Origin of the sequence: Acinetobacter sp. WU_MDCI_Abxe161, from assembly GCF_025514355.1 — a bacterium.
GTDB lineage: Bacteria > Pseudomonadota > Gammaproteobacteria > Pseudomonadales > Moraxellaceae > Acinetobacter > Acinetobacter pittii_E.
In genome coordinates this window covers 37,185-51,132 of record NZ_JAHPTU010000004.1, presented here as the reverse complement: position 1 = coordinate 51,132, position 13,948 = coordinate 37,185, and the positions used below count along the sequence as shown (strand labels likewise).

The 13,948-nt window shown below is 39.8% G+C and carries 8 protein-coding genes; 4 read left to right on the top strand and 4 right to left on the bottom strand.

The window, feature by feature from the left end; translation table 11 throughout:
- The first annotated feature begins 306 nt into the window (after positions 1-306).
- From modA to KTI78_RS05580, 3 genes are read left to right on the top strand one after another with little or no spacing between them, the layout of a single operon-like run.
- Complete coding sequence (gene modA, locus KTI78_RS05590) at positions 307-1,092, top strand: molybdate ABC transporter substrate-binding protein (protein WP_224991870.1); 786 nt, start codon at positions 307-309, stop codon at positions 1,090-1,092.
- Positions 1,089-1,781, top strand: a complete 693-nt coding sequence (gene modB / locus KTI78_RS05585; RefSeq protein WP_224991871.1) for a molybdate ABC transporter permease subunit — start codon at positions 1,089-1,091, stop codon at positions 1,779-1,781. The genes modA and modB overlap by 4 nt, the downstream gene beginning before the upstream one ends.
- Positions 1,782-1,785: 4 nt before the next feature.
- A complete protein-coding gene (locus tag KTI78_RS05580; protein ID WP_262445475.1) occupies positions 1,786-2,406 on the top strand; it encodes an ATP-binding cassette domain-containing protein in 621 nt (206 codons plus the stop codon).
- A gap of 46 nt (positions 2,407-2,452) precedes the next feature.
- On the opposite strand, the gene KTI78_RS05575 is transcribed toward KTI78_RS05580, so the two are convergent.
- Positions 2,453-4,057: a PepSY-associated TM helix domain-containing protein gene (locus KTI78_RS05575; protein ID WP_262445474.1), complete on the bottom strand. Its 1,605-nt coding sequence runs from the start codon at positions 4,055-4,057 to the stop codon at positions 2,453-2,455.
- A 2-nt stretch (positions 4,058-4,059) separates the two neighbouring features.
- The gene (locus KTI78_RS05570) at positions 4,060-4,350 is read right to left on the bottom strand and encodes a hypothetical protein (protein WP_262445473.1); all 291 of its coding nucleotides are present in this window, start codon (positions 4,348-4,350) and stop codon (positions 4,060-4,062) included.
- Between the two features lie 413 nt (positions 4,351-4,763).
- On the opposite strand from KTI78_RS05570, the gene KTI78_RS05565 reads away from it, so the two are divergent.
- Complete coding sequence (locus KTI78_RS05565; protein WP_262445472.1) at positions 4,764-5,495, top strand: 4'-phosphopantetheinyl transferase; 732 nt, start codon at positions 4,764-4,766, stop codon at positions 5,493-5,495.
- 42 nt (positions 5,496-5,537) lie between these two features.
- Here the strand turns inward: KTI78_RS05565 and entS are convergent, their stop codons facing one another.
- Together entS and KTI78_RS05555 are read right to left on the bottom strand one after the other, a co-directional pair.
- The gene (entS, locus tag KTI78_RS05560; protein ID WP_262445471.1) at positions 5,538-6,788 is read right to left on the bottom strand and encodes an enterobactin transporter EntS; all 1,251 of its coding nucleotides are present in this window, start codon (positions 6,786-6,788) and stop codon (positions 5,538-5,540) included.
- Positions 6,785-13,936: a non-ribosomal peptide synthetase gene (locus KTI78_RS05555; protein ID WP_262445470.1), complete on the bottom strand. Its 7,152-nt coding sequence runs from the start codon at positions 13,934-13,936 to the stop codon at positions 6,785-6,787. Before KTI78_RS05555 ends, entS begins: the two co-directional genes overlap by 4 nt.
- Positions 13,937-13,948: the final 12 nt, after the last annotated feature.

Sequence of the window (13,948 nt, the reverse complement as noted above, 5' to 3'; positions counted from 1 at the left end):
CTAAAAAAGTAGCTGGCATAAACGACTGATCTTTATGGTTATCTCTATGTGATTTTTGGCATAGGGATGACCATAAAACCAATTAAATTATTCACTAAAGTTTAAAAGAAAATAAGTTTTATATAGTGCTCTTAAATGGTTAGCCTCACTACCGAATGCACCAAAATGAAGTTTTAAATACAAATTGCGCTATTTACCTTCATTCCGATCATCTATATTTGACGAATTATGCTTTTCATAATTTTTGTATGGCGCTATATTCTTGGGTATATATCGCTGCAAAAAACGACAACATGGTAAGACATAATGGTAAGTGCTAGAAAGATAAAAAAATTAGCTTTAGCTTGTTCGGTGCTCAGCATAGGATTGATGTTTAATGTTTCCGCTAAGGCTGAATCAGTTACTGTTTATGCAGCAGCCAGCTTAACCAATGCAATTAATGATTTAGAAAAAATTTATGAAAAACAAAATAATATAGAAGTCAAAACTTCATATGCAGGCTCATCGACATTAGCGAAACAAATTGAAGCTGGAGCACCCGCAGATATTTTTATTTCAGCAGATTTACAGTGGATGGATTATCTACAAAACAAAAAACGAGTAGCTGCTAATGACCGTATAAATTTATTAGGCAATCGTTTGGTTCTAATTACTCCAAAAGGGCAGTCACTAAACGTAAAACTAGATAAAATCACCGATCCAAGCAAAGTGTTTACCGGAAAGATTTGTACAGGGGATACTAAAAGTGTGCCTGTAGGCAAATATGCTAAACAAGCTTTTACCAATTTAGGTTGGTGGAGCCGTATTGAGCCAAAGTTAGTTGAAACAGAAGATGTTCGAGCAGCACTAAATTTTGTTGCGCGTGGTGAATGTCAGGTTGGGATTGTCTATGCAACTGATGCAGCGATTAGTAAAGACGTAAAAGTAGCTGGCGTATTTCCAGAAAATATGCATCCGCCAATTACTTACCCTATAGGGATAATTAAAAAGAATCCGAACTCAACAAAGTTCTATCAATTTTTACAAAGCAACCAAGCTAAAGCCGTATTTAGAAAATATGGTTTTAGCGTGTTGGTTCCAGTTAAACCATGATGTTTTCTTTAACCCCAGAAGAGCTCAGCGTTCTGCAACTTTCTTGTAAGGTTGCAGCAAGTTGCCTTGTGGTCAGTATTATTCCTGCGATTTGTGTAGGATGGTTTTTGGCGCGTAAAGAGTTTTGGGGTAAGTCATTCATTGAAACATTGGTATTTTTACCTTTAGTGTTACCGCCAGTGGTTCCTGGTTATTTGCTTTTACAAATTTTTGGGAGCCGCGGCGTTATTGGGCAATATTTGGCACCGCTTGGAATTGATTTTGCATTTAACTGGAAAGGCGCCGTTCTTGCTTCTGCAGTGATGGGTTTCCCGCTATTGGTTCAATCTATTCGTCTAGCAATTGAACTGGTCGATCAGCGTTTAGAAATGGCAGCAAAGACATTAGGTGCCTCATCTTTAGGGGCTTTTTTTCATGTCACTTTGCCTCTGGCCAGCAGTGGAATTTTAATTGGCGCTATTTTATGTTTTTGCCGCAGTTTAGGTGAGTTTGGGGCTACCATTACCTTTGTGGGTAATATTTCAAATGAAACACGAACTTTGCCTCTAGCCATGTATAGCCTAATGCAACAACCCGATACCGAGACCGCTATTCAGAGGCTTATTGTTTTGTCGCTAAGCGTGGCTTTTTTAGCGTTATGGTTTGCACAGTGGTTTCATCGTTATCAAAAGAAGCGTTTAGGACGGTGAGATTATGTTGATTGAATGCCGTTTTGAGCTACAAATGGGTCAATTTCATATTGAACCTAGTTTCCAGTCGGATGTTTCTGTTATTGGGCTATTTGGTGCCTCTGGGTCAGGTAAAACATCAATTCTACATGCCATTGCAGGGCTGAATACTCCACGTAGCGGGCTCATTAAAATACAGGATCAAACGTGGTTTGATTCAGATCAAAAAATTAATTTGAGTACGCAAAAGCGTCATGTTGGATTGGTTTTTCAAGATGCTCAGCTTTTTCCGCATAAAACGGTAAAGCAAAACTTATTATTTGGTCTTAAGCATCTTTCTCAACAAGAACGTCACTTTGAAGCAGATTATATTATTGAGTTATTAAAGTTAGGGCAATTATTACAACGTATGCCCATCAAACTCTCTGGAGGGGAAAAACAGCGCGTAGCCCTAGGACGAGCATTGTTATATTCACCTAAACTGTTACTGCTTGATGAGCCTTTATCAGCACTAGATGCGAATCATAAAGCTGAAATTATTCCTTTTTTTCAGAAAGTAAAAGAGGAAATAAAAATTCCGATGATTTATGTGAGTCATGATATTCAAGAAATTAAACAACTGACCGAAACAATGTGGATTTTATAATTTTTCATATTCCACACATTATTTCAGTCTGGTTAATTCATGGTTGTTAGCTAGCCCATAAACTGCCAGTTGGAGCAGATTTTAGGCGATCTTGGGCTTGTTGATAAAAACGCCAGAAAGCGAAAGCAAAAATAATAGCTAAGAAATCAACCACTAATATTTCTCCGCTATGTACCCATAAGCCACTTTGAGGAATGAAGTAAGCTAAAAGGGACGTAAGCGGAATCGCAAATAACCCTAAAACCAAGGTTAACAGCAGTTGTGGTAGAGCTTTTGCATAGCCAATCACAAAGGTATAAATCAAACTCAGTAGGAATATCGCATAATAACCATACATAAAGAGGTGATTCATGCTTTCAATGTTAAGCGCTGCGAAAAGCCAACGACTGGCCAACATTGTACCCACGACTGCTAAAACACACCCTAAACATGCACCTATCGTTAAGTTTGCAAGGAACACTACATCTTTACGTTGAACAGGAACAGGATCTTCAGCACGCTTTTGCTTACGTGCACGAGTTTCAACCCAAAGAATGTTGCCCGTATAAAATAAGAAAGCGCCACCGACACCTAACACAAAATAAATCCAACGTACGCCCGTACCACCAAAACTTCCAAAATGTAAGCTGAACATAGCGTTGATTAGCTTATTACCGGCATCAGTCTGTGTGTTGATGCCTTTGTGATTAAAATGCTCAACTGCATATGGGTTCATACGCATAAAGTCATGATTCGCACCGCGCAACATCTGATCTGAACTATAGAGGGCAATACGTGCATTGGCTTTTTCGGGTTTATCTAGACCACTGAACTGGATATAGTCGACTGAATATTCAGGCGCTACTTTTTTGGCTTGAGCTAATATTTGCTGAACATCGATTTGTGTTTGTTTTGGTTGAATAAGTGCAGGGGGAGAACGCTGGAAAACGGGCTGTCCTTTGAGTGCAAGTTGTCCAATAGCATCATAAAAAAAGTCATGAAAAGCAAAGACAATAACGCTAATACTAATAATGATATGGAACGGTAAGCTGGTAATTCCAATCACGTTATGCGCATCTAACCAAAAGCGCTTTTTATTTTTACCAGGGCGAATAACAAAATAATCCTTTACCAAGGTTGGTAAAAGTATGATCACTCCTGAAAGCAGGGCAAGAAAATATAAAATTGAAACCACGCCCATCACATAGAGGCCTAATCCGTGATGGCCTGCCATGCCCGGTATGCCTGCTGTTTCATGCAATTGTTCGATCAGCCAGCCTGCTTTAGATAAGTTTTCTTGGGCAACAATTAACTGACCTTTATCATCTAAGCTTGCCATCCACGTAGTCTGAGCAGTATTAAAGCCATCTCCACGTTCATGTTCGCTCCACGTAATGGGCGCATAGTGAAATTCATTGGACGATAAATTTAGTGTGAAGTCCTTTTGCGCAGCAGGATAGGCAGTCTGTACTTTTTGAATGAGTTCATTATATTGGTCGGGTGAGACTTTCGGTAAAACTTGCTGTGTTGGCGTAGCCCACTTACTAATGTGGTGCTGAAACATGCTGAGCCCACCAGCAAAGAAACAGATAAAAAGCAAAATCCCAGCACATACACCCACCCAAGTATGCATGCTTTTTGCTAATTTCATGATGTCTGAACGTACTTTCATGTTTAACCCCGTAATACAAAAATACAGCTATACGCTAGGGCATTGGCAGTCAATAAATAGATAAGCGCTTTTCGCCCAGTCGTAAAAAAATAACTGCCAAACATAATAGGCATCCAACACCACGGAACGCTCCACATCCCCAATTGCACCAATAAATCCATGGCTATATAAGGTTGGCCTAATAAAACAATCAAATTACCAATCGCGATAGAAAGACTTAGACCAAAAACACCACCAGCAAAAGTTTTACTCCACCAGTCTGGCTGGATCGGAGACTGAATTTTAGCTTTCATGAAACCAGTTTCCGTTTAAAAAGCGCCATAAAAGGGAGAAACGACCACGCAAAAATGATGAGCATGAACCAACAAAAAGCGGCAACAACTTTTGGTAAGCTTGCAAAGAGTGCAATAAATCCAATGCCTAATAGCACTAGACCCAAATACTTAAAGAGAGTAGGAAGATGTTGAGAAAACAGATTCTGGTTGCTATGACTACAATAGATACTGACCGCTCCCAACAGGGTCAAAAAAAGTCCTATAAGTTTCATAATCGATGTTTATAAGTAAATTAAAGTCAAAATTTACCCAATAGTATAGGTAAATAATAACTATTATCAAATGATAAATATAATTATTTATAGATTTGCAGTATGTAAGTTAAGATAGAAGATAACTCATTAAAAATATTTATTTTGAAGCCGAATCCAGTGAGTCATTATCTATACATTCCTGAACCACTCAGTAAATCAATTTATGAAATTTCGCACCCTGTTTTTTTTACATCCGAGCTATTTTGTTATGGTCTAGATTTATCAAAAACGCATCATTTGCATATAGACCAGCAATTAGAGCATCCCCTAAAAATTGCTCAAGCACATCCAAAACGTCAACAAGAATACCTTTGTGGGAGAGTATTGGCTCAGGCTGTTTTAAGTCATCATTTTGGTTTAGATCAGTCAATAACCTCGATGCACGAACATTTACCCATCTGGCCATCCCATGTTTTGGGGAGTATTAGTCATTCACAAAATAAGTTAATTGTTGCGTTATCTAACAACGCGAATTATTTGGGAATTGATATTGAACACTGGGTGACCTCAGAATTTGCTCAAGAAAGTGCACATCTTGTTTTAACACCATCTGAGTTTGATTTATGGAAAAATAAAGCGGCTGAGTTTTTTGATTTTGCCCGTTATGTGAGTTTAATTTTCTCTATGAAAGAAAGCTTATATAAAGCGGTTTATCCCACTGCAAAGCAATATATTGATTTTTTAGAAGCATCTATAGTCGATATTAATTTTGAAAATCAAACATTAACGCTAACTTTTTTGCCGGAAATTCAGCAGCGCTATCAACTCTTAGAATACTATGACGGTGGCTGGACCATAGAACAAGACCATATTATGACTTGGGTTTTTCAGGCACGTCATTTTGCTTAAAGCAAAAGAAGGCAACGAATTGCCTTCTTTTTTATTTAGAGATTAATTTTCTTGTAACTTAGGATCTTGGAATCCTGTTTCCCGCATATCTTGAGAGTTGAATAAGAACATAAAACCGACTGCAAAGCTTAATATGCCAAAGAAGAGGATACTTCCGGATATTGGTAAGAACCGAGTTAAAAGACCTAAAGTTGTGGTGGCAATCGAATCGCCTAATGCATCTTGTGCAAGCCAGATTGAATTAATACGCCCTAAATATTCATCAGGTGTATGCCCTTGCACAATGCTGTATTGAAGCAAGTTGGCAATCGACATCAAATATCCAAATACACATAAAATGGGCAAAGTCACGATCAACCACGGTGAAAGTCCAATCATAATCAAGCAGCTAAAAACACCTAAACATGTATAGAGCATGATCAAGCCGGGTCTGAGTAAACGTGTTGTCCAGCCACTGAGTAAAGCTCCTAAAGTCGAGCCTAAAGGCACTGCCGTATACATAAGCCCGAGTTCGAATGCACCGCCGTGAAAAATTTCATCTGCCATTTGTGGAAAAATAATTCGAATAGCACTGCTAAAACTAAGCAATGTGCCAATTAAAATCGTGCTACCGACTACTTTATTTTTAAAGACGAATTTAAAACCTTGAACTAATTGGCGAAGAGGGCTCTCGCCATTTGATGCGTGTTGTGGTTTAAGCGCAGGTAGTCCCATCAATAAAAATACAGTAAGTAAAGTACCTACGGTTGAGACCCAATACACGGTTGCAACACCGCTAGCAGCAATTAATATACCGCCGATTGCAGGTGAAATAACGGTTGCAAGACGTACGGATACCATACTGATTGCACGGGCTTGTACAATATTTTCCCGCCCTACAATCACAGGCATGATCGCCATCATTGCGGTTACACCGAGTGCACCAAAGAAACCATCCCATGCTGAAAGAAAGTAAATGGCATAAAGCGAAGGATGCTCAAACATGGCGTTGATGGCGAGGCCAGCAAAGCCTAAGCCACATACACCACGTGCCAATAAAATTAGCCATTTTCGGTCTTTGCGATCTGACAGCAAACCACCAAGCAATAAACCAATAAACATGGCAATGCCTTCAAAAGCCATTGCAACGGCAACATTTAATGAACTACCCGTAATGTCATAGACTTGTTTTGGAATAGCCACGACTAACATACCAATGGTTAACAATGACAATGTGCGGGCAATAAATACATGTCGGAAATGAGCATTGCGTTTTAAAAGACTAAAGTCGGTCAATATAGATTTGAAGCTCATGGCGTGTTCTCCTCTAAACCGCGCGCCTGACAAATCATGCGGTTTAAAATCGGGCCAAGTGTTTCAAGCTGCTGCGGAGACAATATATCGGTATGGTCCGCTTCACTCAGTCGAACAATATTGAGTTTTTTAACTAAAGGTGACCATTGTTGTTCTGGTTGGATATACGGCAGCAAGTCTTTTTCAGCGACAACTAAGTGTAGTTCACCATCAAAGTACGGCATTTTATACGGTTTTAATAAACGGACGGCATCACGGTAGTTCGCGAAAATATCTTCTTGTAAACGGCGGGTTTCTTCACTTAAAGCCATATCTGCATCAGCTAAAATATCATTGAAGAATTGAAGCTGTTCTTGTTCAGCTTCAGCATTCATTTCCTCTGCCGATAAATCTAACCATTGATGAATTTCAGCAGGGTAAGTGTCTAATAAGCCGAGAAAATCAACTTTTTCACCTTGTTCAGTTAACTTCGCTGCAACCGCATAAGCCACTGTACCGCCAAGTGAATAACCTAGTAACGTATAAGGTCCTGTTGGTTGTTGGCAGCGAATAATCTCAAGTTGTTTTTCAACCAGTTCGTCCATATCAGTGCTATTTGCCAATAGGCCATCTGGTCGAGGAGACTGCAACCCAATAATGGGTAATTCAGAGTGTAGATAACGATTCAGCACTGTATATTGCCATGCCGAACCAGAACCCGGGTAGAAACAGAACAATGGATGCCCAGAACCAGAACGGATTGGTAAAATAGGCTGCATGCCAGTTTGTTCAACTTCTGCTAAACGTTCTTGTGTAAGCAGTAAAGCTGCTAAACGTTGAATCGTGACATGACTCATCAACTGGCCAATTGGAATGGTCCGCTTGAATACTTTTCGGATTTCAATTGCAAGCTTCATCACCAAAATGGAATGTCCACCAATAGCAAAGAAATCTTCGTTTACACCAATATTTTGATCGGTGTTTAAAACTTGCTGGAATATACGTGTCAGTTCATGCTCAAAAGCACTAGTGGCGTACTGTTTTTCTATATTTGAAAGATCAAGCTGTGGTTGCGGTAGTGCTTTACGGTCCAACTTACCATTATGACTTAATGGGAATTGCTCGACCAACATATAGTGTGTCGGCACCATATACGCAGGAAGCTGTTTCGCCAATTGTTTCTTTAACTGGTCGATGTCCACAGGTGCAGTTGTTTGCAAGTAAGCGACCAATTGAACATCAGCTTTATTTTGTTCAGAAGGAATCGGGTGTATCACCACATCTAGACCGCTGATTAAGCGTAATTGCTGTTCAATTTCACCCAGTTCTATACGTTGACCTCGTATTTTTAGCTGATCATCAGCACGGCCTATATATTGGATACTACCGTCTGCATGCCAACGGGCAATATCACCGGTGCGATACATGCGTTGACCTGCTGTAAATGGATTTGCCACAAAACGTGATGCGGTTAAGTCTGCTCGATGCAAATAACCCATGGCAAGTTGATGACCAGCTAAATAAAGCTCACCGTCCACTCCAATAGGAACAGGGCGTAAGTATTGATCTAAAATATAAAGCTGGGTATTCCAGACTGGATAACCAATTGCGACGCTACTTTCTTCAGGGTGTAAACCTAGTGTTGCATCCATATAACTCACATCTACGGCCGCTTCTGTTGGGCCATATAAGTTATGTAGCTCACAGCTAAAGTGCTCGGTAAATGATTTTGCTAAAGCCGTTGGTAATGCCTCACCACTACAGAACACTCGGCGAATTGGTAAACTTTGACGCTGAGCAGATGACAAAATTTCGGTGGCAGCATTTTCAAAAACAGCCAACATTGACGGTACAAAATGTAGTGTGGTTACCTGATATTTTTGAATGAGACTTAATAATGCCAATGGGTCACGGTGTGCATCTATAGGTGCCATCACTAGTCGTGCACCTACTAAATATGACCAGAAAAACTCCCATACCGAAACATCAAAAGTACATGGTGTTTTTTGCAAAATCGTATCGTTGGCTGACAGCGGATACTCTGATTGCATCCATAAAATACGGTTCACAATGGCTTGGTGAGAAACCATGACACCTTTTGGCTGGCCTGTTGTACCCGATGTATAGATTAAATATGCCGGGTGCTGTGGGGTAATAACTGTCGTTTTATAGCTACTTAAATCAACCTTGGTTTCATCAAATAATTCATTAAAAGCAAAGGTAGCTATTGATGGGTGAACAATAGCTGCTAAATCTTTTTGTTCACCAATCACAAGTTTAGATTTAGCATCTTGCAACATAAATTTGATGCGTTCAGACGGATGTTGTAAATCAATAGGTAAATAAGCTGCACCTGCTTCAATCACCGCTAAAATCGCAATACTCAATTTGACTGATCTTGGGAGGGCAACCGCAACAATATCTCCCGCCTGTACGCCCGTTCTTTGCAATTGCTGTGCTAATGCACAAACTTGCAAACGCACTTCACTGAAACTGAGCTGATGATTTTCATCAGATAACGCCGTTTGTTCAGGCGTAATTCGAGCTTGTTCTCTGAGTAATTGCTGTAACGTGCTTTGGCGAACATAGTATTGAGTTTGATTTGTTTTCTGGACTAAATCGTGTTCTTCAGCCAGCTGTAAGCGATAATGACTTAGAGACGTCTCTGGTTCATTTAGTGCAATTTCAATCAATTGAACCATTCGCTCTAAGAAATGTTCTGGCTGATCAATTACACCACGCTGTTCGAGCAATAACTCAATTTGATGATCAGGAATAACCAACAAAGCAAGCGGGTAATGGCTATAACCGCGATTTGTAAGTTTGGAAATAGCAGCATCACCAAGTTTTTGCTGTAAATACTGGTTATCTGGGTAGTTTTCTACGACTAACAAACTATCGAAAAGATTGCCCTGAGCTATCAATTGCTGAATTGTACTTAGTCCTAAACCATCATGTTCTAAATGTTCAACATGCAATTGCTGTAACTGAGGCAATTGTTCCCAAAGTGTTTGTTGCATGTTGAGTTTTACACGCACCGGAATCGTATTTAAAAACAATCCAATCTGCTGCTCTAAACCATTGATAGGTGCCGAACGCCCCGAAACAGGAGTACCAAACACAATATCTTCACGATGAGCATAAATATTTAAAGTCATTGCCCAAATCATTTGCATGAAGACATTGAGCGTGATGCCTTGTTGGCGTAATTTATGTTGAAGTTTTGCACCCAACTCGGCACTTAAACGATAGGAAGTTTCCTGTACAGCTTGCTGTGGTTGATTAAATAAAATAAGTGGTTGTAAATCAGCTAAATCACGTTGCCATATCGCTTTTGACGTTTCATGATCACGCCCAGATAAAGCTTTAATCACCGTTTCATAACTATGTTCAAGCACTGGCAGTGGTTGGTTCGTTTGCTGATAGGCTTTAATAAAGTCTTGTAAAAACAGTGGAGTTGACCAACCATCTGTTAAAAGATGATGCACCATAATCAATAATTCGGATTGTTCAGGAGCATGTTGAATTAAGGTTGCCCGAATTAAGCCATAGGGTTGGTCAAGGTGAATCGGTTGCTGTAATGCCTCTTGAATAGTTTGCTCAAGCAGATCGCGAGTGACTGAGCAAAACTGAACTGGCCAAGCTTGAGTAGGGTGTAATGAATAGATAAAAACAGGTTCTTCAGCTAATTCGCTATCAAAATGTCCACCTAATTGAGGATGACGTTTTAATACGGTAATCAATGCTTGCTGTAGGCGTACCGGATCAATTTCTCCATTTAAACTAAGCCGAGTAAAGGCATTATAATTTGATTGATTTTCTACTTGAGATAAGAACAACATGCCTTTTTGCAAAGGAAGCAAAGGCAAAATCGTGCTGTTTTTTCCATATTTTTCTTGAACTTTTTGTTCTAGGTCCGCTGAAAATAACGGTTTTGAAACGGCCGCTTGTTGCTCATCTAAACGGGTAAGTTGCGGTGCTATAGCGGCGACTGTTTTAAATTGGAATACATCACTTGGTCTTACGCCGTAACCACGTTGGCGCAATTGAGTACAAAGCATAATAGCCGAAATACTATCGCCACCTGTCATAAAGAAGTCGTCATCAATCCCAATAGCGTCAAGCTTAAGAACAGATGCAGTAATTTGGCATAAAAGCTGTTGTTCAGGCGTTTCAGCCATTCGGCTATGGGTACGAATTTGAGGTTTCGGCAATGCTTTTTTATCGACTTTACCACTTACATTTCGTGGAAACTCAGACATAACAGTTAGGGCAGAAGGCACCATATATTCAGGTAAGTTTTGACGTAACTGACTTAAATATTGCTGACTTAATTGTTCACTGGTTTTTTCATCAAGTTCAATGTCTTTGACTACACAGTAACCAAGTAAACGATGACTGTTATTAATCGGTTCTGCAATCACGACTGCGCTTTCAACATTGGTTAAAATCGAAAGTGCATTTTCAACTTCACCAATCTCGACTCGATAACCACGAATTTTAATCTGGTCATCACAGCGCCCCATAAACTCAAGTTTACCCGCACTATTCCAGCGGACTAAATCACCCGTACGGTACATGCGCTGTCCATGTTCAAATGGATTCGCTACAAAGCGGGCAGCACTTAAGTCAGCGCGACCTAAATAACCATTGGCGATCCCAAAGCCAGAAATATACAGCTCACCAATGACGCCAGTCGGGCATCGTTGTAAATGACGATCTAATACATAGGCCTGTGTATTACCAATAGGGTTACCAATGACAGGGCGAGCGGTCTGTTTTAACTCTGCCCGGAAAGTATCAACTGTATATTCTGTTGGGCCATATAAGTTATGAGCAAAAAGCGCTGGCTGAGCATTGAGCTGTTGCCATAAGGCTAGAGGTGCAGCTTCACCACCAATCAAAATAAGACTTGGATGATGCTGATTTTCAAGAAATAAGCCGTTTGTCATCATTTGCGCACAAAAAGATGGCGGTAAATCCAGTGTATCGATTTGTCGTTGTTGAATTTCTTGCACTAAGCCAAATGCATCACGACGCATGTTTTCATCAAAAATATGTAGCTCTTGGCCCCATAACATCCAGAAAACTTGCAACCAAGATGAATCAAACGAGAAAGAGTGGGTATGCGCTGCACGTAACGGACGGTCAGGGAAACGCTCATTTACCGCTTCTAATACAGGCCAGTAAATGGTTGGTTTATGCGACAAAATGAGGTTGAGTAAAGAACCATGTGTGTTCATTACTCCTTTAGGGCGACCCGTACTTCCTGAGGTAAAAATTACATATGCAACATCTTGGAAATCAAATTTACGATTTTCGGCAGGAATATCACTCGCATCTTGCTTTCGAATTTGTGTTTGAATGCCTTCCTGATCAAGATGTAACTGCTGAATATTTTGTGGTAGTTGCTGTGCAAGAGCTTGTGTCGTTAATACAAATAATGGATTTGCATCTTCACACATCATTTGCATACGATCGATTGGATAATCTAAATCGAGAGGTAAGAAACTCGCACCAGAATTGAGTACAGATAACATCACCACAACTGAGTCAATCGAACGAGGAATAGCTCCCGCAATCACAGTTTGCTTTTTGGCCCCATTTTCTTGTAAAAAACGAGTCAGTTGATTCACTTTTACTGCAAGCTCAGCAAAACTGAGATGCTGAAGGTTTGGACGTTCACCACTCACAATGGCGGTACGTTCAGGATATTTTTTCACTTGCTCATAAAAAATATCTAAAACATTATTATATTGTTCAGGATGACTAACACGCGGACCAATACCACTTTGGGTCAGGGCGGTAAGCTCTTGTGGTGTTGTAATATTAAAATTGCTACATGGCTGTTCTGGACGAATCAAGGCTTGTTCGAGCAATAACGTTAAGCGTTGACCGTGGTTAAATAGCTCATCTTGTGTATAACGCTGCGAATCTGCACGTAGTTCGATAATCAATTCATGATCTTGAACAATAAAAGAAAACTCAAAATCATCAATTGGTCCTGTAGAAATATGGTGTGTTTTGACCTTTTCACCGTCTAAAACCAAGTCTTGATCAAAAGCTTTATAATTTAAAATAGGGCCGTACATTCGTTCATGAATATCGATACTATTTAAATCTCTTAAAATTTGTTCTGCATCGTATTTTTGATGCGGACGAATTTCTCGTAATTGCTCTTGTACGTGTTGAGCCAAGCTCACCCAACTGTCTTTTTCAGCAACTTTAAACTTCACAGGTAGAACATTTACCGTAGGTAAGGTTGAGCGAATCGCTTTTGAACCTAAACGGCGCATAAATGGAATACCGTTAACCAACTCGGCTTTATCGGTCATTTTGTAAATATAATGTAATGACAATGACATCATCATGTCATTCAAAGCCAACTTGGTTTGCGCAGCTAAAGCCTGAATTTGCTCTAAAATTCCTTGCGAAAAACGCAGCTGATGCTTAACAAATGTTGCTGTAGTTTTTGCCGCTAAATGATGAGTACTTAAACTAATTGGACTCGGTAAATCTTCACAATAAGCTTTCCAGAAAGTTTGGTCTATTTTAAATTGATGACTATTTTCATAAGCCTGACGTTCTGAAATAACATCATTGACGCCAATGAACGGGGAAACCGAAAGATCTTTTCCTTCTTGTAATTGTTGATATAGCTCAACAATACGTTTGGTTAAGTTAATCATGCTAAAGCCATCAAGCATGATGTGGTGATAACGTTGATACCAATACACTTTGTCATGTGTCGTAAATAGCACCTGACGGAACAGTTGAGTTTCACCAGCTTTAAGTGATTTAGCACATTGACGATCTGATGGCATCCAGTCCCATAAGCGTTGTTGAGCTTTTTTGGGCGTTAAATGACAAAAATCAAATTCTTCGATTTGAAACTGAACTTGATTATTAAGCTCAATAAAGGGTTGAGACGGGTCAGATGAATATGAAGCAATGACCGTGTCGGCTTCATTTAAGCCGATTTGAATTGCTTTTTTAAATGTGGGGATGTCGACAGTTTTTGGTAGTTCCAAACAATGCGCAATAGTATATAAATCTTCAATTGAACTTAAATGATCGGCAAGGAAAATGCCGAGCTGAGTAGAGGTCAATTCAAAACGAGCGGGTTGTGAAAGGTCCGGAGTAAATTCATTGTTTAATGCCTGATTCATGCCAATACTCCT